The sequence below is a fragment of the Roseateles sp. GW821-FHT09B06 genome, from assembly GCF_059418245.1.
The window spans coordinates 66,281-87,666 of sequence record NZ_JBWKPM010000004.1 but is presented as its reverse complement, the minus strand read 5'-3'; the positions used below and the strand labels follow the sequence as shown (position 1 = coordinate 87,666).

Genomic DNA, 21,386 nt, shown 5'->3' with positions numbered 1-21,386 from the left:
CATGAGCAAGGATCCGCACCACTACTTCCGCATCGAGGCGCGCGAGCTGCTCGACCAGCTCGGCGCGGGCCTGCTGGCGCTGGAACAAGGCGGCGACGACGGCGCCGCCACCGTCGCCCGGCTGCTGCGCCAGGCCCACACGCTCAAGGGCGCGGCCCGGGTGGTGCGCCTGCCCGAGATCGCCGATCAGGCCCATGCGCTGGAGGATCTGCTGGCGCCGCTGCGCGAGACCGGCGCACCCGACGCTGCGCAGATCGAGGCCCTGCTGCACCTGCACGATGGCATGGTGCAGGCCCTGGCCGCGCTGGCCCAGCCCGTCGAGGCGCCAAGCCGGCAGGCCCAGCCCATCCCCACCCAGGCCGGCCCGCAACCCGACTTGGTGCAGGCCGCGCCCGGCGAACTCGACCGGCTGCTGGCCGGCATCGACCAGGCCCATGCCCAGCTCACCGCGCTGCGCCAGGGCATGGAGCTGCTGGCGCGGGCGCGCGGCGCCCTGCTGCAGCCCGGTAGCAGCGCCGCGGCGGACGAGGCGCTGGCGCGGCTGGAACGCCTGCTGGACGGCGGCCTGCACCGCCTGGACCGCGAACTGCAGGGCGCGCGCGAGGACGCCGAACAGCTGCGCCTGCTGCCGGCCTCCCAGCTCTTCACGGGTCTGCAGCGGGCCGCCCGCGATGACGCCCAAGCCCAAGGCAAGCGGCTCGCTTTCGAGGCCGAGGGCGGGGAGATCCGGCTGGAGGCCGCCGTGCTGGGCCTGGTGCAGGGCGCGCTGCTGCAGATGGTGCGCAATGCCGTCGCCCATGGCATCGAAACGCCGGCCCGGCGCCAGGCGCTGGGCAAGCCGGCGCAGGGCCGGCTGCGCATCGAGGTGTCGCGCCGGGGCCGCCAGGTGCTGTTCGGCTGCAGCGACGACGGTGCCGGCATCGACCTGCCGGCGCTGCGCCTTGCCGCCCGGGCCAAGGGCTGGCCGGAGGCCGAAGGCGACGAGCCGGCCCTGCTGCAGCGCCTGCTGGGTGGTGGGCTCAGCACCGCGGCGCGCGTCGACGCCATGGCCGGGCGCGGCGTCGGCATGGACCTGGCGCGTGATGTCGCGGCCCGTCTGGGCGGCCACCTGAACCTGCGCAGCGAACCCGGCCGCGGCACCACCGTCGAGCTGGCGGTGCCGCTGCAGCTAGCGGCCTTGCAGGTGCTGCTCGTCGAGGCGGGCGGCCGGACCCATGGCATTCCGCTGGACGCCGTGCAGCGCATCGTGGCGCCGCAGGCCCTGGGCACGGCCGGCCTGCTGCTGGACGACGAGCTGCTGCCCTACGCAGCGCTGGCCGAGGTGCTGGCGCCGGGCAGCCGCGCCGCACCGATCCGCAGCGCGCTGGTGCTGAGCGCCGGCACGGGGGCGGACGCGACGCGCGCCGTGCTGGGCGTCGAGTGCCTGGGCGGCACGGCGGGCGTGGTGCTGCGCCCGCCGCCGGCGCTCGCGCCCCACAGCCCGCTGGTGGCCGGTGTGCTGCTCGATGCCGGGCAGCGGCCGCGCCTGGTGCTCGAGCCGGCCGGCCTGATCGCGCAGGCCGGCGCGGCCGCGCAGCGCCGGCCGGCCGCGCCGGCCGTCGCCGCGCCCCCCACGGTGCTGGTGGTCGACGATTCGCTGACCACCCGCATGCTGGAGCAGAGCATCCTCGAGTCGGCAGGCTACCGGGTGCACCTGGCCGTCTCGGCCGAACAGGCGCTGGAGGCGGCGCGGCGCCAGCCTTACGCCCTCTTCCTGGTCGACGTGGAGATGCCCGGCATGGACGGCTTCGGCTTCATCGAGCACACGCGCGCCGACCCGCAGCTGCGCGAGGTACCGGCCATCCTGCTGAGCTCGCGCAACTCGCCCGAGGACAAGCGGCGCGGCCACGAGGTGGGCGCCAGCGCCTACATCGTCAAGAGCGAGTTCGCGCAGCAGGAGTTCCTGCGCCAGGTGCGCGAGCTGGTGAAGGTCGCCGCATGAAGACCTTGCGGGTGCTGGTGGTGGAGGACTCGCCGACGGTGCGCGAACATATCTGCGCGGTGCTGGAGGCCGAGCCCGACATCGAGGTGGTCGGCCGCGCCGCCGACGGCCACCAGGCCGTCGCACTGTGCCAGGACCTGCGCCCCGACGTCGTGACGATGGACATGATGCTGCCCGGCCAGGATGGTCAGGCCGCCACCGAGGCCATCATGGCGCATTGCCCGACGCCGATCCTGATCGTCTCCTCCTCCACCAACCGCGGCGAGCTGCTGCGCAGCTACGAGGCCCTGGCGGCCGGTGCCGTCGAGGTGCTGGAAAAACCGAGCGGCCGCCACGCCCCGGGCGAATGGGAGCGCCATCTGGTGTCGCTGCTGCGCCTGGTGGCGCGCATCCCGGTGATCACGCATCTGCGCGCCCGGGTGACGGCGCAGCGCCGGCCGGCGCCGCGCGGCGACGCCGCGCCGCGGCGCGCGCTGCTGGCGCTGGGCACCTCCACCGGCGGCCCCGGCGCGCTGGTCGAGGTGTTGCGCTCGCTGCCGGCGCCGGCGCCGCTGCCGGTGCTGGTGGTGATGCACATCAACGAGCTGTTCAGCGCCGGCTTCGCCGAATGGCTGGATCTGCAGACCGAGCACCGCGTGGCCTATGCGCGCGGCGGCGAAAGCCTGGCCGAGGCCTGCGGCCGCGTGCTGCTGGCGCCGGCCGGCCGGCATCTGCTGCTGCGCGCCGGCCGGCTGCAATTCAGCGACGCGCCGCCGCGCCATTCCTGCCGCCCTTCGGTGGACATGCTGTTCGAGTCGCTGGCCGCGGAGCTGGGCCCGGGTGCCGTCGCCGCGCTGCTGACCGGCATGGGCCGCGACGGCGCGCAGGGCCTGCTGGCGATCCGGCGCGCTGGCGGCTGCACGCTGGCTCAGGACGAGGCCAGCTGCGTGGTCTACGGCATGCCGCGCGAGGCGGTGCAGCTGGGCGCCGCCCAGCAGGTGCTGCCGCTGCGGGAAATCGGGCCGGCCCTGATGGCGGCGAGCGGTGCGGTGTGGACAAGGGAGCCGGGATGAGCGACTGCGTATTCATCGTCGAGGACAGCCTGACCGTGCGCATGGACCTGCGCGAGGCGCTGGAGCATGCCGGTTTCGACTGCGTGGACTGCGCCAGCCTGGCGGCGGCCCGCGCCGCCCTGGCCGTGCGCACCCCCGACCTGGTGCTGCTGGACCTGCTGCTGCCCGATGGCGACGGCCTGGCCTGGCTGGCCGAGCTGCGCGCCGCCCCCGGCGGCCCGGACTGCGTGGTGCTGATGCTGTCCAACGAGAGCGAGGCCAGCGACCGCCTGCGCGGCCTGGACCAGGGCGCCGACGACTATGTCGGCAAGCCCTATGACCGGCAGTACCTGGTGGACCGGGCGCGCGAGCTGCTGCGCCAGCGGCGCGGCGCAACCGAGGCCCGGCCCAACCAGTTGCTGCTGATCGACGACAGCGAGACCTTCCGCCAGGTGCTGCGCGCCGCGCTGGAGCTGGCCGGCTACCGCGTCATCCTGGCCGCCAGCGGCGAGGAGGGGCTGCGCTGCGCCGCGGCCGAGCGGCCGGCGGCCGTCATCGTCGACCGCCAGTTGCCGGGCATGGACGGCCCTGCGGTGATCCGCCAGCTGCGCATGGACCCGGCCTTGCGCAGCCTGCCCTGCGTGCTGCTGACCGCCTCGGAGGAGGTCGATGCCGAGCTGCAGGCGCTGGAGGCCGGCGCCGACGCCTTCGTGCGCAAGCAGGACGATGTGGAACTGATGCTGGCGCGGCTGGCCGCCGTGCTGCGCAGCGCCGCGGCCAGCGCGCCGGAACACAGCGCCAGCCTGCTGGACCCCAAGCGCATCCTGGCGGTGGACGACAGCCCCAGCTTCCGCGCCGAGCTGGCGGCCCTGCTGCGCGACGAGGGCTACGACGTGCTGGTGGCGCGTTCCGGCGAACAGGCGCTGGAGCTGCTGCAGGTGCAGCGCGTCGACTGCATCCTGATGGACCTGCTGATGCCGGGCCTGGGCGGGCACGAGGCCTGCCGGCGCATCAAGGCCGACCCGGCGCTGCGCGACATCCCGCTGATCCTGCTGACCGCGGTGCAGGCGCGCGGCGCGATGCTGGCCGGCCTGGAGGCCGGTGCCGATGACTTCGTGGCCAAGACCGGCGAGTTCGAGCTGCTGAAGGCGCGGGTACAGGCCCAGCTGCGCCGCAAGCAGTTCGAGGACGAGGCGCGCCGCAGCCGCGCCGAACAGTACCGCAATGAACTGGAGATCGCCGCCGCGCGCGCCGCGCGCGAGCTGGCCGACAGCCGCGCCGAGCTGCTGGCCGTGCTGGAGCAGAAGAACGCGACGCTGGAGCAGATGAATGCCGAGCTCAGGCGCGCCAGCCAGGCCAAGACCAACTTCCTGTCCACCATGTCGCACGAGCTGCGCACGCCGCTGAACGCCATCATCGGCTTCTCGGCCATCCTGCGCGACGGCATGGCCGGCTCGCTGAGCGAGCGCCAGCTGGACTTCGCCGGCCATATCCACGACGCGGGCCTGCACCTGCTGTCCCTGGTCAACGACATCCTGGACCTGGCCAAGATCGAGGCCGGCAAGGTGGAACTGCTGCTGGAGCCGATCGAGCTCGACCCGCTGCTGGACGACGCGCTGGTGGTGGTGCGCGAACGCGCCCGCAGCGAGGGCATCGAGCTGAGGCTGCAGGGCGTCGGCGCCGGGCGGTGGCTGCTGGCCGATGCACGCCGGCTCAAGCAGATCCTCTACAACCTGCTGTCCAACGCCGTGAAATTCACGCCCGGCGGCGGCCGGGTGAGCCTGCAGGCCAGCCTGGTGGAGCGCGGCCAGGCCAGCCACGGCTGGCCCGGCTTTGCGGCCGGCCGCCGCCTGCCGCTGCCCGGCAGCAGCTACCAGCGCTTCGTGCAGATCAGCGTCAGCGACACCGGCGTGGGCATGACGCCCGCCGCGCTGGAGCAGCTGTTCAAGCCCTTCAGCCAGATCGCCAACGGCCGCGGCGCCGAACTGGAGGGCACCGGCCTGGGCCTGGCGACCGCGGCGCGCCTGGCCGAGCTGCACGAGGGTTGCATCGCGGTCAGCAGCGAAGCCGGCAGCGGCACCTGCCTGAGCTTCTGGCTGCCCTGGCGCGAGCCGCAGGCGCAGCCGGCGGACGCGGTCCCGGCACCGGCCGCGACGCCGGCGCCCGCCGGCGCCACGCGTCCCGCGCCCTTGGGCCGCCCGCAGGCCCTGGTGGTGGAGGACAACCCGCATGCCGCCGTCCTGATGCGGACCCAGCTGGAGGCGGCCGGCTTCGAGGTGCGGCTGGCGAATTCGGCCGAGGCCGCGCTGAGCCAGGTCGATGCGGGCCGGCCCGACCTGATCACCCTGGATGTGCGTCTGCCCGGCATCGACGGCTGGGAGCTATTGAGCCGTTTCAAGAGCCTGCCGGGCTGGGCCCATATCCCGGTGGTGGTGGTGTCGGTCGATGGCGGCCATGAGGTGGGGCTGTCGCTGGGCGCCTCGGCCGTGCTGCAGAAGCCCGTCAACCGCCAGGAGCTGAACCAGGAGCTGGAGCTGCTGGGCTTCCAGCCGACGCCGGCGCGCGACATCCTGGTGCTGGTGGTGAACCACGAGCCCGGCGAGCTGGAACTGATCAGCGCCTATCTGAGCCGGCCCGGCTTTTCGGTGCTGCGCGCCTATGGCGGCCAGGAAGGCATCGAGCTGGCGCGGCGCTACGGTCCCGACCTGATCGTGCTGGACCTGTTGATGGACGATGTCGGCGGCATCGAGGTGGTGGAGGCGCTGCGCCAGGACGCGCGGACCGCCAGCATCCCCATCATCATGATGGCCGCCAAGGACTTCAGCAAGCAGGACCGTCTGCGGCTCAATCATCATGTGCAGCGGGCGCTGGAGCGCAGCGACGGCCGGTCGGGCCGCTTCCTGGGCGAGGTCAGGCGGGCCTTCGCGCGCTCGTCCTGGGGCGAGCTGGAGTAGCGCCCGACCGGGCCCGACAGGGCGCCGCCCTGGCGCATATGGTGTTTCTCCCCGTGGCCGCGGCACGCCGCCGCAAGCATGATGGCCTGGAACTTGCTGCCCTGACCGGAACCCCGGTTGCGGCCGATTGCCACGCGATAAAGGAATCCCTGTGCGCATGCTGACGAATCCGCCGGTCTGGACCTGCCGGCCGGCGCATCGCTGAACGATGCGGCGCCTGCTCGACGGCCTCTATGCCGCCTTCGGCGCGCTGGCCGCGCTCTGCGTGCTGTCCATCCTGGTGCTGATGATCGCGGGCAGCCTGGGCCGCGAGTTCGGCCTGCGCCTGGGCTTCATCAACGATGCCGTCGCCTGGCTGTGCGCCGCGGCCTCCTTCTTCGCGATGGCCCAGGCCTTCAAGCAGGGCGACTTCGTGCGCGTCACCCTGCTGCTGGAGCGCCTCGCGCCGCCCTGGCGGCGGCGCTTCGAGCTGCTCTCGCTGGGCATCGCGGCGCTGGCCGTCGGCTATCTGGCGCTCTGGGCGGCCCGCTTCGCCTACGAGAGCTACCGCTTCAACGAGATCGCCGGCGGCATGATCGCCCTGCCGATCTGGATCCCGCAGTCGAGCTTCGTGCTCGGCGCCGGCCTGTTCTTCATCGCGGTGCTGGACGAGCTGGTGGGCGTGCTGCGCGGGCGCCGGCCCAGCTATGTGACGGCCGTCGAGGCGCGCCACGCCCAGGGCGATTTCTCCGGCGACATCTAGGTTGCCCCATACCCCATGAACCTCATCGAAATCGGCGGCCTGCTGCTCTTCATCATGCTGCTGATGCTCGGCGGCGGCGTCTGGATCGCGATGACCCTGGCCATCGTCGGCTGGATCGGCCAGGCCGCCTTCACCAACACGGTGCCCGGCAGCAATCTGTTCTCGGCCTTCTGGGAGTCCAACGCCTCCTGGGAGCTGGCGGCGCTGCCGCTGTTCATCTGGATGGGCGAGATCCTGTTCCGCACCAAGCTCAGCGAGGAGATGTTCGAGGGCCTGGCGCCCTGGCTGAACAAGGTGCCGGGGCGGCTGATGCACACCACGATCCTGGGCTGCGGCGTGTTCGGCTCGGTCTCCGGCTCCTCGGCCGCCACCTGCGCCACCATCGCCAAGGTGGCGCTGCCGGAACTGCTGCGGCGCGGCTACGACGAGAAGCTGGCCCTCGGTTCGCTGGCCACCGCCGGCACCCTGGGCATCCTGATCCCGCCCTCGATCACGATGGTGGTCTATGCGGTGGCCGCCGACGCCTCGATCATTCGCATCTTCCTGGCCGGCTTCCTGCCGGGCCTGCTGCTGATGCTGCTGTTCATGGGCTATATCGCCTGGTGGAGCCTGCGCCACCCGGAGCGCGTGCCGGCGGCCGGGCCGGGCCTGAGCTTCGCGGCCAAGCTGCGCCGTTCGGGCCGGCTGATCCCGGTGACACTGCTGATCGTCTTCATCGTCGTCGTGCTGCTGAAGGGCTGGGCCACCGCCACCGAATGCGCGGCCTACGGCGTGCTCGGCTCGCTGGCGATCGCGGCCTGGGGCCGCTCGCTGAGCTGGCGCAATTTCTGGGGGGGCCTGATGGGCACCACCCGCACCAGCTGCATGATCATGTTCATCCTGGCCGGCGCGGCCTTCCTGTCCAAGACCATGGCCTTCACCGGCATCCCGCGCGAGCTGGCCGAGACGGTCAACGCGATGCAGCTCAGCCCCTATGCGCTGATCGCGGTGCTGACCCTGGTCTACCTGGTGCTGGGCACCGCGCTGGACGGCATCTCGATGATCGTGCTGACCTCGGCCGTGGTGCTGCCGATGATCCAGAAGGCCGGCTTCGACCTGATCTGGTTCGGCATCTTCATCGTGCTGCTGGTCGAGATCGCCGAGGTCACGCCGCCGGTGGGCTTCAACCTGTTCGTGCTGCAGAACATGACCGGCAAGGACAGCCATGTGATCGCGCGCGCCGCCCTGCCCTTCTTCGGCTGCCTGGTGCTGTGCATCGCGTTGATCACGCTGGCGCCGCAGATCGTCACCTTCCTGCCGGACTGGGTGATGGGGCCGAGCCGCTGAACCCGGCAGGTCGCGCTCAGCGCCGCACTACCACCGCGCCCCGCAAACGCCGCCACGGCCCGATTCACCGTTGATGTTCGGTGTTTCCGGAAGGCAATTCCGCGCTTCGCCCTCTTTTCGCCCTCTTTCACAAAACCGGGCCGGCGCCCACACTCCGCTCACCAGCTTCCCATCCACCAGGCAGCGCGGCGCACCCGCCGGCCATAGCGAGAAAGGAAAAATCATGGATCGACTGTCCGGAAAAATCGCCATCATCACCGGTGCCAGCTCGGGCATCGGCCATGCCAGCGCCCTGCTGTTCGCCGCCGAGGGCGCCCGGCTCGTGGTCGGCGCGCGCCGCCAGGCCGAGCTCGACCGGCTGGTCGCACAGATCCACGCCGCCGGCGGCGAGGCCGTGGCGCTGGCCGGCGACGTGCGCTCGGAGGCCTATGCCCGGGCCCTGGTGGCGCTGGCGGTGGAGCGCTACGGCCGCCTCGACATCGCCTTCAACAACGCCGGCACCCTGGGCGAGGGCGGCGCCAGCACCGAGGTCTCCGAGGCCGGCTGGACCGACACCCTGGCGATCAATCTGACCGGGGCCTTCCTAGGCGCCAAGCACCAGATCGCGCAGATGCTGAGGAACGGCGGCGGCTCGGTGATCTTCACCTCGACCTTCGTCGGCCACAGCTTTGCCTTCCCCGGCGTCGCGGCCTACGCGGCCAGCAAGTCCGGCCTGATCGGCCTGACCCAGGCGCTGGCCGCCGAGTACGGTCCGCAGGGCGTGCGCGTCAACGCGGTGCTGCCCGGCGCGGTCGACACCGACATGTACCGCGACATGAACAACACGCCCGAAGCCCAGGCCTTCGTCACGAACCTGCATGCGCTCAAGCGCGTCGCCAGGCCCGAGGAGCTGGCGCGCTCGGTGCTGTACCTGGCCTCGGACGATGCGGCCTTCGTCACCGGCACCGCCTCCCTGGTGGATGGCGGTGCCTCGATCACCCGCAGCTGAACCTCGACTCCAGATAGGCCGGCGCTGGCTGCGCGCCAGCTGCCAGGCCACCAGGCGCGAGTCCTCCAGCACGCCATGGCGCAGCACCGCGTCATAGCTCTCGGCCGCCACGTCGACGCGCCGGTCGGCCGGCTCCAGGCTCGGCTCGATGTCCGGATGGCGGGCCGGAAAGGGATAGAGCGCCGGGCCCAGGTGCATGCGGCCGAAGGCCACCGGCGCCGAGCTCCGCATCGGCCCGCCGAGGGTGCCGCGGCGCTCGGTCAGTTCGGCGCCGGGGTCCCGGCGCCGCGCGGCAAGCATGCCGTTGCCGTGATTTCCGCAACAAATGAAACCCGCATGGCTGCGCGTCCAGCGTTCGCTTGAAACATGCGCGCGCAACACTGGCATCACGGAGCGATCGCGCGGCGAGGCTCCCGACAAGGAGCACGCCATGAGCCCATTTTCCCTCCTGACCCTGCAGGCCGATGCGCTGCAGCGCCATGCCCAGCACAGCGTCAGCACCGCCGCCTCGCCCTGTGCCGAGCGGGGCGAACGACGCCTGGCGCTGATCGCCTTGATCGCGCTGCTGGCGCTGGCCGGCTGGCTGATCCGCTGACCAGTGCCCCATGTGACGGTCGTGTGAATTGGGGTCTTGCCCCTAGCCCGGCCGGGATTGAGAAACACGCAGCAACACTCGTCATCAACGAGTTGCAGAATGCGCGCGCAATGCCAGCGCTCGCCCCTCCGGACGAGCGGCGATCGACGCGAGTTTCTCAAGCCCATGAACCAAGTCTCCCTGCCCCTGCTCGAACGACTCAATCTGCGCCAGCGCCTCGGCCTGGTGGCCCTGCTGTGCCTGGTCCTGTGCCTGCTGCCGACCTGGCAGCTGGGTGCCCGCATGAGCAGCGAGCTCGACGTGGTGGCCGCGGAGCGCGCCGGCCTGCCGGCCAACCGCGCCTGGCAGCGGGCGCTGCACGGCATCGCCGCCCATCGCCTGGCGGCCGCCGCGCCGCAGGCCTCGCCCGAGGTCGAGGCCGCCCGCAAGAAGGCCGCCGGCGAGGCCGGCGCGGCCTTCGCCGAACTGCTCTCGGTGCTGACCCAGGGGGGCGCGAGGGCGGACCGCCTGGAGGCGGCTCGCCAGCTCGGCGACGAGTTCAAGGCCCTGAGCGCCCAGACGCCGGATTTCCAGACCCTGATGCAGCGCCACCGTGCGCTGGCCGAGCGCCTGCTCGATGAGGTCGACCAGCTGAATGCCGACGCCGGCCTGCTGTTCGACCCCGAGGCCGGCACCTATTTCTCCGTCATCGCCGGGCTGCAGGTCGCCCCGCAGGTGGGCGACGCCCTGTCCGAGCTGAGCGCCATCGCGATCGCCGCGGCCGTCGACGACATCGGCGGCGTGGCCACCGCGGCGGCCCGCTACAACCAGAGCAGCCACCGCCTGCTGCACAACCTCGGCGTGGCGGCCCGGCTCGACCCGGCCAGCGCGGCCGACTACGAGGCCGCACGCGCGGCGGCGGCCAAGCAGCTGGCCATGGTCAACGAGACCCTGGCGGCCTCGGCCCGCGACGTCAACTTCCCGCTCGACCGCATGAGCGCCGCCTTCGCCCAGGCCACCCAGCTGCAGCAGGAGCTGTCGGCGCGCGTACTGGAGACCGTCGACCGGCGCCTGGCCGAGCGTGCCGCCGCGCTCTGGCGCGCCTCGGCCATGACCTTGGCGGCCCTGCTGGCCGGCCTGCTGTGCGTCGGCCTGCTGCTGTGGCGCACCATCGTCGGCACTTTGCGGCCGGTGCTGCAGACCATCGAGCTGACCGAGCGCATCGCCGGCGGCGACCTCAGCAGCGTGGTGGCGACGCAGCGCCGCGACGAGATGGGCCGCGTGCTGCAGGCCATCGACAGCATGCAGCGCCGCCTGCGCGGCCTGGTGCAGCAGCTGCAGGATGCCTCCGGCGAGATCCATCAGGCGGCCGACGAGATCGCCGCCGGCAACCTCGACCTGAGCCAGCGCAGCGAGCAGTCGGCCACCCGCATGCAGGTGGCGGCCGGCAATGTCGAGCAGCTCAGCCGCACCGTGGCCGGCACGGCCGAGGCCGCCGATGCGGCCAGCCGCCTGGCCGACTCGGCCGCCCAGGCCGCCGGCCATGGCCGCGCGATCGTCGACGATTTCCTGCAGACGATGAACGCCATCAGCGCCGGCTCGCAGCGCATCGCCGACATCATCGGCGTGATCGACGGCATCGCTTTCCAGACCAATATCCTGGCGCTGAACGCGGCCGTCGAGGCGGCGCGGGCCGGCGAGCAGGGGCGCGGCTTCGCGGTGGTGGCCGCCGAGGTTCGGGCGCTGGCACAGCGCAGCGCGGCGGCGGCGCGCGAGATCAAGGCCCTGATCGGCAGCTCGGTGGAGCGGGTCGAGGCCGGCTCGCGCCAGATCGGCGAGGCCAACAAGGCCATGGACGGCATCGCCCAGGGCGTCGGGGGCGTCAACGAGATGATCCGCCGCATCGCCGACGACGCCAAGCATGAATCGGCCCGCATGCACGAGCTCAGCGAGGCGATCGCCCAGATCGACCGCATGACCCAGCAGAACGCGGCGCTGGTCGAGCAGTCGGCGGCCGCGGCCCAGTCGATGAACCAGCAGGCCGAGCAGATGTCGGCCCTGGCCGGCGAGTTCCGCCTCGGCGACACGCCGCGCTGAGGATTCACGCCGCCGTCACGGCCGCACCGGATACTGGGCGCTACTTGGCAGACGGCAGCAGGAACAGGCCATGAGCAGGATCGGCGACTCGACCACGGACAGGGTGAATGCGGACGCGAGCACCGAGCAGCTCTGGCTGACCCTGGCCGGCACGCTGAGCCTGGCGGGCTTCGAGCCCGACGATTTCGAGATGTCCGCGGGCGTGCCCGACGGACTGCGCCACCTGGGCCTGCCCGACCGGCTGCTGAGCCTGCGCCGCCGCTCCACCGGGCACCGCCAGCTCTATGCCGTGGCGCCGGGCTGCCCCTGGCTGTTCACCGCCTTTGCCGATCTGACGGCCGGCCGCTTTGGCGCGCCGACGCTCCGCCCGCTGCACTGAGGGTTGCCGGCGCGCCGCGGCGCCGCTCAAGCAAGCGCTCCCGCGACCCTGAGTCTCGGAGCGCCCAACCCTGGACGCCCCGTTCGGCATCCTGCCCGGCCCTTGCTAGCATGTCGGTATGGAAATGGCGCTCAAGTTCCAGCCGGCCGCCGCGTCCCTGCCCGCCCTGCGCCGGGCCTTGCGCGGCGTGCCGCGCACGCGCCTGCGTGACTGCTATTTCGATACCCCGGACGGCCGCCTGGCCGCGGCCGGTCTGACCTTGCGGCTGCGCCTGGCCGGCCGCGCCTGGGCGCAGACCGTGCAGATGCGCGGGGACGGGCTGTGGCCAGGCCCCGCGCATGAGCTGCGGCTCGGCCGCCTCACCGGCCGCCCCATGCCGGAGCCCGGGCGGCATGCCGGCAGCGCGGCCGGCGCCGCCCTGCGAACCGCGCTGGGCGATGCCGCGCCCATGCTCCAGCCGGTCTTCGAGGCCCGGTTCTGGCGCAGCCAGCGGCTGCTGCGCAGCGGCGGCAACCGCGTCGAGATCGCGCTGGACGAGGGCGAACTGCGGGCCGGCAAGGCGCGCGCCCCGCTGTGCGAAATCGGGTTCACGCTCAAGTCCGGCCCGCTCGATGGGCTGCTGCGGCCGGTGCAGCGTTGGAGCGAGCGCCATGGTCTCTGGCTGGACCAGCGCGGCAAGGGCGAGCGCGGCGCACTGCTGGCGGCGGGACTGGGGAGCGGCCCGGCCCAGCAGGCACGGGCCCCGGCGCTGAGCGCCGATCTCGATGCCGATGCGGCGCTGCGCCGCATCGTGGCCGCCTGCCTGCAACAGATCCTGCCGAATGCCGCGGTGCTGGCCGCGGGCGGGGGCGAAGCGGAACATCTGCACCAGCTGCGCATCGGTGTGCGCCGGCTGCGCAGCGCGCTGCGCCTGTTCGGCGCCTGGTCGTCGGCCGACACGGCCCGATTCCTCGCGCCGCTGCAGACGCTGTCCGCCAGCCTGGGCCGGGCGCGCGACCGCGATGTGCTGAACGCCGAGCTGCTGCCGCGCCTGCAGGCGGCCGGCGCACCGCCCCTGACCCTGGCCGCGTCCGAGCCCGAGGATGTGGCGGCCCGGCTGCGCCGGCCGGACGTCGGCCAGCTGCTGCTGGCGCTGATCGGCTTTGCCGCGCAGCATGCCGTCACGCCCGCTTCCGGAGGATCCGATCGCCCGACCCTGCCCGAGTTGGCCCGCCGGCGCCTGAAGAAACTTGAGCGGCGCCTGCGGCGCGAGGCCCTGGACTTTGCCACGGTCAGCGACACCGAACGCCACCGCCTGCGCAAGCGGCTGAAGCGCCTGCGCTACGGTGCCGAACTGAGCACCGACCTGCTGCCCGGACGGCGGCGGCGGCGCCTGCTCGACACGCTCAAGCCGGCCCAGGATGCGCTTGGCCGCTACAACGACGCCTGCCAGGCCGAGGTGCTGCTGCGCGCCCAGGCCCGGGGGCCCGGCGCCTGGTTTGCGCTGGGTTGGCTGGCGGCGCAACGCGAACCGCTGCTGCACGAAGCCGGGCTCGCACTCGGGCGCTGGGCCAAGCGCTGAACCGGCTGGGATCGACCGCGATCGATTGGCGTCGCGGCCATGCATCCCGTCCCGGACGATGGATCGTCCGCTTGGGACCGCCATCGGAGGCCGTGGGGGCCGAGCTTGACCGCCCTGCTATCCTGCGCCGGTTCTCACCGCCATCGCCCTCCATGCCCTGCACCTCCAGCCTGTTCGAGCCCGAGTTCAGCCAGCGCCTGTGCGAGATCTTCGAATCCCACATCGCCTTCAACCAGGTGCTGGGCCTGCAGATCGATGTGCTGGAGGCCGACCGGGTGCAGGCCCATATCGAGATGCGGCCCGAACTGATCGGCCATTTCACGCACCAGCGCCTGCATGGCGGCGTGATCAGCGCCACCCTGGACGCGATGGGCGGCCTGGCCGTGATGGCGGCCATCGGCGCCCGCCACCTGGACGAGCCGCCGCTGACCCGGCTGGCGCGCTTCGGCAAGCTGGGCACCATCGATCTGCGCATCGACTACCTGCGCCCCGCCACCGGCCCGCGCTTCTCCGCCACCGCCCAGGTGCTGCGCCTGGGCAGCCGCGTGGCCTCCACCCGCATGGAATTCCTCGATGCCGATGGCCGCCTGCTGAGCACCGGCGCCGGGGCCTATATCGTGTCCTGAATCGCGCCCTCGGCGCGACCGCCCCGGCTATGCCTGCGGTCCCGGCAAGGTTCGACGATCTCGACTCCGCGCTCACCGAAAGGCCTGCGCCCAGCCTTTGACCGCCGCCATCCTTGCGACATGGCAAAGGAGATCGCAATGAAGCCGAGCAGGACGCTGCGCCTGCGGGCGCTGCCGATCATCGCCATCGCGGCGCTCGCCGGCACTCCGGCCGCGGCCCTGGTCGATGCATTGACCGCGGTCTTCGGCGCCAAGTACCACTACAACTTCCGGCGGCCGCTGACCGCGATCCGCAACGGCGATCGCGATGGCAACGATGCCACCGAGCGCGATCCCGGCCGGCTGCCCTTTATCTTTATCGAAGGCGCTTTGCGTGTTGTTTGTTGATGCGGAAATGACGACGGCCTGGGCGCCGCGTTTGGTTTTCTCCGCGAGCGCCCCGCGGTGGAGAAGCCGGGATGCGGGTGTGCGCAATTGCGCAGGTAAAGGAGGAGGGCCGCTTGCGGCCCGGGGGACACGGAGCCATTGCGCACACCCGCGTCCCGGCCTAACCCGGTCCTCGCAGAGGCGATCAAGGCCAGGCTGGGAGATCACGAATCAACGCGCAACGAGCCCTATCGAAACCCCGATGCCCCCCGGCTACCCCTGCGCCCAGCTGGAGCAAGGTGGAGGACTTCGTCCGGGAGATGTCGCTGGCGCGCATCTACGACGGCGTCCACTACCGCGATTCCACCGAGGTCGGCACGGCGCTCGGCCGGCAGGTCGGCGAACCGGCGGCCGCGAAGTACCTGCGCGCCAGATAGGTCCGGGAGGGCTCCGGTAGGCGCTGGGGATGGGGCCGGGAGGCCGGCCGCGGCCCGCGCCTAATGCGGGTCAGCGCCGCCGCGTCGGTCATGCACCCGCATCTGGTAGTAGCGGCGCTTGTGCTCGTACATCAGCGCATCGGCACGGTGCACCGCCGCTTCCAGCCGCTCGCCGGGCTGCCAGACGGCCAGGCCCATCGACAGGTCCAGCGGCGCGCCGCCGTGGAACTGGTTGTTCAGGTCCAGCAGACCCTGCACCTGGGCCAGCATCTGCTCGCCGGCCAGCCGGTCGCCGCCCGGCAGCAGCAGCAAGAACTCGTCGCCGCCGATGCGCGAGGCGGTCATCGGCGCCTCGATCGCCTTGGCCAGCACCTCGCCGGTGCGGCGCAGCAGCGCATCGCCGGCAGCATGGCCGGACGCGTCGTTGGCCGCCTTCAGGCCGTTGACATCGATCACCAGCACCGCGACCGGCCCCAGGCCGCGGCGCTCCAGCCGGTTCAGCTCGTCGCCGAAGAAGCTGCGGTTGCGCAGCTTGGTCAGCGCGTCATGCTTGCCGAGGAACTCCAGGTAGGCCTCGGCCTTCTTGCGCGCGCTGATGTCGGTCAGCGAGACCTGCACCAGCGACCAGTCATGCTCATGCCCCGGCAGCACCGAGAACTGCAGGTGCACATGCAGCAACTCGCCGTCGGAGCTGTAGTTCACCGTCTCGCGCTGCTGGAACAGCTGGCCGTTCCACAGCTCGATCAGCTGCTCGGTGAAGGGGCGGCGCATCTCGTCGCGGAACAGGCGCGGCAGCGCCGCGATCAGCGCCTCCTTGTCGGGCACGCGGAACATGCGCAGGGTCTGGCGGTTCACGTCCAGCACGCGGATCTCGGCCATGCAGGTTTCGACGAACTCCGGGTGCACGTCGGTGAAGGTGCGGAAGTCGCTGACGCCCTGCTCGCGCACCTCGTCCAGCAGGCGCTTGATGCCGCTGAAGTCCTCCGCCCACAGCGACACCGGCGAATGCTCGAACAGCCCCAGCGCGTGGCGCTCGCTGCGCTGCAGCTGGCGGCGCGCGGCCTCGCGCTCGCTGATGTCCTCCAGCGCCACCAGCACCCGGCCCCAGTCCTGCTCGTGGCCGGGCAGCACGCGCACCTGCAGCAGCACGTCCAGGCGCCGGCCGTCCAGGCTGTAGTTGACGGTCTGGCTGCGGTATTCCAGCGCGCCGTCCCACAGCTTCACCAGGTCCTCGACATGATTGCTCATCATCTCGTCGCGGAAGATCTGCGGCAGCCCTTCCAGCAGGGCCGGCAGGTCGGGCGCCCCGAACATCTGCAGGGTCTGGCGGTTCACCCGCAGCACGCGCAGGCCCAGGGTGCAGGCCTGCAAACGCGCCGGATCGGCCGCCAGATGGCCGCGCAGATCACTGACACCCTCGGCGCGCCATTGCGCGAACAGGCGCGCCAGCGCGCTGAAATCCTCCAGCCACAGCGATACCGGCGCCAACTCGAACATCTGCAGGTCGGTCTCGCCGTCCATCCGATCCATTGCCAACATGCCACCTCCGGGCGGCGAGTCTCGCACATGGGATGAACGACAACTCCGGGATAGCCCCCAGGCCCGGAGGCCGCACAAATGCCGATATTTGACCGATATTCCGGGTAGACGTATTTAGGCGGCTCGCAGCCATGAAGACCGAACTCCATTTGCCGCCCCCCCTGACGCCCGCCGCCGCCGCGGCGGCGCTGAGCGCCGTGCACGAGGCGCTGCGGGCGCGCCGCTGGGCCGAGGCCCAGCAGCGCGCCGAGGCGGCCCTGGACGCCGGCCTGAGCGGCCAGGCCCAGGGCGAGATGCTGCTGCTGCTGGCGCAGAGCCACTGGTGGCTCGGCCATCTGCACCGGGTGCACCGGCCCGCGCTGCGCGCCGCCGTGCTGCCGGGCTCGCCGGGCCTGCGCATCACCGCGCTCGGCCTGGCCGCGCTGGCACTGAGCGAGCTGGGCCTGGCCGACGAGGCCCTGCCGCTGGCCCTGCAGGGGCTGGAGCTGGCGCGCCAACCGGCACAGCACGAGCATCTGTCCGGCGCGTTGAGCCGCACCGCCCATGTGCACGCCCGCCTGGGCGATCTGGAAAGCTCCGAACTGCTGCATATGCAGGCGCTGTCGATGGCGCGGGAGGCCAGCGAGCCCGCAACGCTGCTGCAGGCCTACTGCAATCTGCTGCTGTCCTGCTCGCTGGCCCATGAGGAACTGCAGGAACTGGGCGAAACCGACGCCGCCCGGGCCGCCCTGGAGCGCGGACTGCGCCATCTGAGCCATGCGCGCAGCCTGCTGCTGGACGCCAGCCTGGACGGCGAGCGCCGCGCCGCGCTGGAGCTGGCCCTGGGTCGCCTGCTGCTGCTGGCCGGGCGGCTGGACGAGGCCGAACCGCTGCTGCAGCGCTCCATCGCGGCCAGCGAGCGCCTGTCCAGCAGCTACTACCTGCGCTCCGCCCGCCAGGCCCTGGCCGAGCTGTACCGTCGCCGCGGCCGGCCCGCCGAGGCCCTGGCCCTGCTCGAGGGCGGACTGCTCGACCTGGCGGGGCAGCCCGGGCTGGACCTGCAGATCGCCGCCCTGCGCAGCGCCCAGGCCTGCCAGCAGGCGCTGAGCCAGGCCGAGGCCGCCGCCACCCAGGCGGCGGCGCTGCAGCAGGCCCTGGCGCAGCGCGAGGCCATGCGCCGGCAGGCGCGCCAGAGCCTGGAGGCGCCGTCTCAGTTCGGTACGCTGGAGGCGCTGCGCACCGGCTCGATGCGGTAGACGCAGCGCCGCGCGCCGGCCAGCAGGTGCTCGACCCGCTCGACCCGCAGCCCCTCACCCAGCACCCGCCGGAACAAGGCCAGCTCCGAACGGCAGAAACCCTGGCAGCTGCTGGCGGCCGCGCAGATCGGGCAATGGTCCTCGATCAGCAGCCAGGCGCCCCCGCCCTTCTCACCCTTCTCGCGCTCCGCCCGCGCCAGATAGCCCTCCTGTGCGCGCAGCGCGGCCAGCCGCTGCACGCGCGCGCCCGGCGTGCGCGCGCCGGCCAGCCGCGCGGCGTATTGCGCCTCGGCCTCGCGTTCGCGCGCCTCGATCAGCCGCTCCAATACCTGCGGCCCCAGCAGGGCGTCGATCTGGCGGATCAGCTGCACGCTCAGCTCGCCATGGCGGTCCGGAAAGCGGGCATGGCCGGCGGCGCTCAGGCGCCACAGGCGCTTGGGTCGGCCCACGCCCACGCGCTCGTCGCTGGCCTCGACCAGCCCCTGCGCCTGCAGTCCCTGCAACTGCTTGTGCGCCCCCATGGCGCTGAGGCCGCAGGCCTCGGCCAGGGTGGCGGCCGCCTGCGGGCCGCGGCTCTTCAGCTGGTAGAGCAGCCGCTCGGCGGTGTCCTTCATGCCTCCTCCTCGTGCGCCAGCCGCAGCAGCCGTGCGGCCGCGCCGCAGGCGGCCAGGCCGCCCAGCGCCATCACCCAGCGCGTGTCCAGCAAGGACAGCGCCCCGCCGCCCAGCGCGACCAGCACATTGGCCAGGCAGAAGATGGTGCTCAGCAGGCCCATCACGCGGCCCTGGCCATGGGCCGCGAAACGCTCCGACAGCCAGGCCGGCAGCACCGCGTTGTAGAGCGCCAGCGGCGCACCCAGGGCCACGATGGCCGCCATGCCCCAGCCTCCCGGCAGCACCGCCAGCAGCGCCAGGCCCAGCGCCGCCAGCAGGGCCAGCGCCGCGGCGCGGCGCAGCGGCCGCGCGGCCGCGGGCAGGCGCGAGGCCGCGATGCTGGCCAGCACCATCGCGCCGCATTGCGCGGCCGTCACCCAGGCAATGCCGGCGCCGTCCAGGCCCGCGTTCTCCAGCAGCCACAGCGGCGCGAACTCGTAGAGCGCGTGCACGCCCATGGTGTAGGCCAGCTGCAGCCAGAACAGCCGGCGCAGCAGCGCATCGCGCGCCAGCAGCCCGAGCGCCTGCTGCTCGCGCATGGCCTGCAACAGGCCCGTCCCCGCCGACCGCCTGCCGTCGGCCGGCAAGGCCAGGGCCAGCACCGCGATGCAGGGCAGCAGCGCCAGCGCCGCCAGCGCGAAGGGCATGGGCTCGCCCAGACGCAGCGCCTGCCCGCCGAGCAGCGGCCCGACCAGCCAGCCGCCATACAGGCAGGCATTGAGCCAGGCGAAGGAACGCGTGCGGTCCAGCCGCGGATGCTGGTCGGCCAGCAGCGCGCGGGCGATGGCCACATTGCCCTCGGTGATGCCGGTTACGAAACGCGCCAGCACGAACAGCGGATAGCTGCGCACCTCCAGCGCGCCGGCGCTCAGCAGCTGCCAGGCCAGGGTGGCCGCCAGGCTGATCAGCAGCAGGCGGCGCCGGCCGTAGCGGTCCGACAAGGGGCCGAGCACCAGGCTGCCCAGCAGGATGCCCAAGGGGTTGGCGGCCAGCGCCAGGCCCATCAGCAGCCGGGGCGGCAGGCCGAACCAATGGGTGAAGGCGTCGACCGGCCCGTTGACGAAGATCGGCGCCAGGATCGGATAGGGCATGGCCACGCCGGCCGTGCTCATCAGCGCGATCGCGCACAAGGCCAGCAGCACCCATTGCGGGTGGGCCAGCGGGCGCCCGGCGGGCAGCACCGCGCTCATCAGACGACCCTGCGCGCAAAGCGCTCCGGGATGCGCGGGCCCGGCGCGCTCATGCGGCGCCCCCGGGCCAGGGCGCGCCCTTCAGCTCGATCTGGTTGCCTTCCGGGTCGCTGAGGTACAGCGACGGCCCCTCGCCCTCTGCGCCGTAGCGCGAGCCGTAGTCGCCCACCGCCGCGCCCGCGGCCGTCAGCGCGGCGCGCAACGCATCGGCATCGAACTCGCCCTCGATGCGAAAGCACAGATGGTCGACATTGCGCCCCTCGCGGCCCGGCGCCGCGCCGCCGGCGCGCCCCAGCTTGCCGTCCACCGGCACCAGGTCCAGCAGGCTGCGGCCGGCGCGCAGCTGCAGCAGGCCGATCTCGTCCTGGCGCCGCTCGACCGTGCAGCCCAGCAGCCCGCAGTAGAAGCGCGCCATCGCGTCCAGGTCGACGACGCGCAGCACGATGTGATCGATCTCGCGAATCCTGATCAGGCCCATCTCCGCCGTCCTTTGCTTGCTCCGATGGGCGCCATCATGCCCGCGGCCTCGGCAATAAATAAACAAATAATTTATAAACCATGGACATCGCAGGCTCTTGCGGTGCCGCCCGCGTGTCCCCGCTCCGGGCCTGACCGACAATAGCGCCATGCCCTTTCGCCCTCTCCCCCTTCCCGCCCCGACGCCGGGCCGGCTCTGGCTGCAGTCGATGCCCGGCCGGCTGGAGAGCTGGGGCGGCTTTCTCGACGAGGCGCGGCTGCGCCGGCTGAACCTGGTGGTCTGCCTGAACCCGCTGGACGAGGTGGCCCAGCTCTCGCCCGCCTATCACAAGGCCATCGCCGAGGGCCGGCTGCCGTTTCGCTGGCAGCACCTGCCGATGCGCGATTTCGGCCTGGGCGCCGACCCGAGCGCCTTCCGCGCCGGCGTCGAGCAGATCGCCCACAGCCTGACGCTGGGCGACTCGGTGCTGCTGCACTGCGCGGCCGGCATCGGCCGCACCGGCACCGTGGCCGCCTGCCTGCTGAAGGCCCTGGGCGCCGACGCCGATGCGGCGCTGCGCCAGGTGCGCGAGGCCGGCTCGAATCCGCAATCGGCCCTGCAGTCGGGCTGGATCGACCAGTTCTGATGCGCGTGCTCCATCTCGACGCGGCCGTCGTCGCGGTCGACAAGCCCAGCGGCCTGCTGTCGGTGCCCGGGCGCAGCGAGCCGGACTGCGCCTCGGCGCGCGTGCAGGCACAGTACCCCGACGCGCTGATCGTGCACCGCCTGGACATGGCCACCTCGGGCCTGCTGCTGTTCGCGCGCGGCGCGGCCATGCAGCGCGCGCTGAGCCTGGACTTCGCCGAGCGCCGCGTCGCCAAGCGCTATATCGCCATCGTGGCGGGCCGGCTGGAGGCCGAGGGCTGGCAGGAGATCGACCTGCCGCTGAGCGCCGACTGGCCGAACCGCCCGCTGCAGAAGGTCGATCATGCGATCGGCAAGCCCTCGACCACGCGCTGGCGCGTGCTGGGCCAGGAAGCCCATCCGGCCGGGGAGCGCACGCGCCTGGAGCTGGAGCCGGTCACCGGCCGCTCGCACCAGTTGCGCGTGCATCTGCAGGCCCTGGGCCACCCCATCGTCGGCGATACGCTGTACGGCGGCACGCCGGCCGCGCGCCTGTTGCTGCATGCCTGCGCCCTGGCCCTGCCGGCACGCGGGCTGAGCCTCGACTGCCCGCCGGACTTCTGAGC

The 21,386-nt window shown here is 72.5% G+C and carries 20 protein-coding genes and 1 pseudogene; 16 read left to right on the top strand and 5 right to left on the bottom strand.

Translation table 11 applies throughout. The annotated features are described in order from the left end of the window. Position 1 precedes the first annotated feature (1 nt). The 6 genes from AC07OQ_RS05085 to AC07OQ_RS05060 all read left to right on the top strand — a co-directional run bounded on the left by AC07OQ_RS05085 (position 2) and on the right by AC07OQ_RS05060 (position 9,022). Positions 2 to 1,981: a hybrid sensor histidine kinase/response regulator gene (locus tag AC07OQ_RS05085; RefSeq protein ID WP_495052009.1), complete on the top strand. Its 1,980-nt coding sequence runs from the start codon at positions 2 to 4 to the stop codon at positions 1,979 to 1,981. Then, positions 1,978 to 3,033, top strand: coding sequence for a chemotaxis-specific protein-glutamate methyltransferase CheB (cheB, locus tag AC07OQ_RS05080; RefSeq protein WP_495052008.1), 1,056 nt, complete (start codon positions 1,978 to 1,980; stop codon positions 3,031 to 3,033). Before AC07OQ_RS05085 ends, cheB begins: the two co-directional genes overlap by 4 nt. Beyond that, a complete protein-coding gene (locus AC07OQ_RS05075; RefSeq protein WP_495052007.1) occupies positions 3,030 to 5,966 on the top strand; it encodes a response regulator in 2,937 nt (978 codons plus the stop codon). The genes cheB and AC07OQ_RS05075 overlap by 4 nt, the downstream gene beginning before the upstream one ends. A 208-nt stretch (positions 5,967 to 6,174) precedes the next feature. Next, positions 6,175 to 6,708: a TRAP transporter small permease gene (locus AC07OQ_RS05070; protein ID WP_495052006.1), complete on the top strand. Its 534-nt coding sequence runs from the start codon at positions 6,175 to 6,177 to the stop codon at positions 6,706 to 6,708. Positions 6,709 to 6,723: 15 nt separating this feature from the next. Further along, positions 6,724 to 8,034: a TRAP transporter large permease gene (locus tag AC07OQ_RS05065; RefSeq protein WP_495052005.1), complete on the top strand. Its 1,311-nt coding sequence runs from the start codon at positions 6,724 to 6,726 to the stop codon at positions 8,032 to 8,034. A gap of 223 nt (positions 8,035 to 8,257) precedes the next feature. Beyond that, positions 8,258 to 9,022, top strand: a complete 765-nt coding sequence (locus AC07OQ_RS05060) for an SDR family oxidoreductase (protein ID WP_495052004.1) — start codon at positions 8,258 to 8,260, stop codon at positions 9,020 to 9,022. A 48-nt stretch (positions 9,023 to 9,070) separates the two neighbouring features. Here AC07OQ_RS05060 and AC07OQ_RS05055 read toward each other — a convergent pair. After that, positions 9,071 to 9,220: pseudogene (locus AC07OQ_RS05055) on the bottom strand (LysR family transcriptional regulator); the annotation flags it as partial. A gap of 232 nt (positions 9,221 to 9,452) precedes the next feature. On the opposite strand from AC07OQ_RS05055, the gene AC07OQ_RS05050 reads away from it, so the two are divergent. The 7 genes from AC07OQ_RS05050 to AC07OQ_RS05020 all read left to right on the top strand — a co-directional run bounded on the left by AC07OQ_RS05050 (position 9,453) and on the right by AC07OQ_RS05020 (position 15,062). Further along, positions 9,453 to 9,617, top strand: coding sequence for a hypothetical protein (locus AC07OQ_RS05050; RefSeq protein ID WP_495052003.1), 165 nt, complete (start codon positions 9,453 to 9,455; stop codon positions 9,615 to 9,617). A gap of 165 nt (positions 9,618 to 9,782) precedes the next feature. Next, complete coding sequence (locus AC07OQ_RS05045; protein WP_495052002.1) at positions 9,783 to 11,693, top strand: methyl-accepting chemotaxis protein; 1,911 nt, start codon at positions 9,783 to 9,785, stop codon at positions 11,691 to 11,693. A 70-nt stretch (positions 11,694 to 11,763) separates the two neighbouring features. Next, a complete protein-coding gene (locus tag AC07OQ_RS05040) occupies positions 11,764 to 12,072 on the top strand; it encodes a hypothetical protein (RefSeq protein WP_495052001.1) in 309 nt (102 codons plus the stop codon). A 118-nt stretch (positions 12,073 to 12,190) separates the two neighbouring features. Further along, positions 12,191 to 13,633 (top strand): CYTH and CHAD domain-containing protein, encoded by a 1,443-nt coding sequence (locus AC07OQ_RS05035; RefSeq protein ID WP_495052000.1) that lies wholly within the window; start codon positions 12,191 to 12,193, stop codon positions 13,631 to 13,633. 152 nt (positions 13,634 to 13,785) lie between these two features. Beyond that, positions 13,786 to 14,259, top strand: coding sequence for a thioesterase family protein (locus AC07OQ_RS05030; RefSeq protein WP_495051999.1), 474 nt, complete (start codon positions 13,786 to 13,788; stop codon positions 14,257 to 14,259). Positions 14,260 to 14,379: 120 nt separating this feature from the next. Continuing rightward, a complete protein-coding gene (locus tag AC07OQ_RS05025) occupies positions 14,380 to 14,646 on the top strand; it encodes a hypothetical protein (protein WP_495051998.1) in 267 nt (88 codons plus the stop codon). A gap of 209 nt (positions 14,647 to 14,855) precedes the next feature. Next, entirely contained in the window at positions 14,856 to 15,062 is a 207-nt protein-coding gene (locus AC07OQ_RS05020) for a hypothetical protein (protein WP_495052175.1), read from the top strand. Between the two features lie 60 nt (positions 15,063 to 15,122). Here AC07OQ_RS05020 and AC07OQ_RS05015 read toward each other — a convergent pair whose 3' ends face one another. Further along, complete coding sequence (locus AC07OQ_RS05015; protein WP_495051997.1) at positions 15,123 to 16,601, bottom strand: sensor domain-containing diguanylate cyclase; 1,479 nt, start codon at positions 16,599 to 16,601, stop codon at positions 15,123 to 15,125. 131 nt (positions 16,602 to 16,732) lie between these two features. Between AC07OQ_RS05015 and AC07OQ_RS05010 the strand changes: the two genes are divergently transcribed. After that, positions 16,733 to 17,836, top strand: a complete 1,104-nt coding sequence (locus tag AC07OQ_RS05010; protein WP_495051996.1) for a tetratricopeptide repeat protein — start codon at positions 16,733 to 16,735, stop codon at positions 17,834 to 17,836. Here AC07OQ_RS05010 and AC07OQ_RS05005 read toward each other — a convergent pair. Genes AC07OQ_RS05005 through AC07OQ_RS04995 form a run of 3 tightly spaced genes read right to left on the bottom strand, consistent with a single transcriptional unit; the run spans position 17,791 to position 20,151 of the window. Continuing rightward, positions 17,791 to 18,450: a helix-turn-helix transcriptional regulator gene (locus AC07OQ_RS05005; protein WP_495051995.1), complete on the bottom strand. Its 660-nt coding sequence runs from the start codon at positions 18,448 to 18,450 to the stop codon at positions 17,791 to 17,793. The two genes, AC07OQ_RS05010 and AC07OQ_RS05005, sit on opposite strands and share 46 nt — an antisense overlap. Further along, positions 18,447 to 19,679, bottom strand: a complete 1,233-nt coding sequence (locus AC07OQ_RS05000) for an MFS transporter (protein WP_495051994.1) — start codon at positions 19,677 to 19,679, stop codon at positions 18,447 to 18,449. The genes AC07OQ_RS05005 and AC07OQ_RS05000 overlap by 4 nt, the downstream gene beginning before the upstream one ends. A 49-nt stretch (positions 19,680 to 19,728) precedes the next feature. Next, positions 19,729 to 20,151 carry a VOC family protein gene (locus AC07OQ_RS04995; protein WP_495052174.1) on the bottom strand — a complete coding sequence of 141 codons (423 nt, stop codon included), beginning with the start codon at positions 20,149 to 20,151 and terminating at the stop codon, positions 19,729 to 19,731. 154 nt (positions 20,152 to 20,305) lie between these two features. Between AC07OQ_RS04995 and AC07OQ_RS04990 the strand changes: the two genes are divergently transcribed. Both AC07OQ_RS04990 and AC07OQ_RS04985 read left to right on the top strand, forming a co-directional pair. After that, the gene (locus AC07OQ_RS04990) at positions 20,306 to 20,782 is read left to right on the top strand and encodes a protein-tyrosine phosphatase family protein (RefSeq protein ID WP_495051993.1); all 477 of its coding nucleotides are present in this window, start codon (positions 20,306 to 20,308) and stop codon (positions 20,780 to 20,782) included. After that, the gene (locus tag AC07OQ_RS04985) at positions 20,782 to 21,384 is read left to right on the top strand and encodes an RluA family pseudouridine synthase (RefSeq protein ID WP_495051992.1); all 603 of its coding nucleotides are present in this window, start codon (positions 20,782 to 20,784) and stop codon (positions 21,382 to 21,384) included. The genes AC07OQ_RS04990 and AC07OQ_RS04985 overlap by 1 nt, the downstream gene beginning before the upstream one ends. Positions 21,385 to 21,386: the final 2 nt, after the last annotated feature.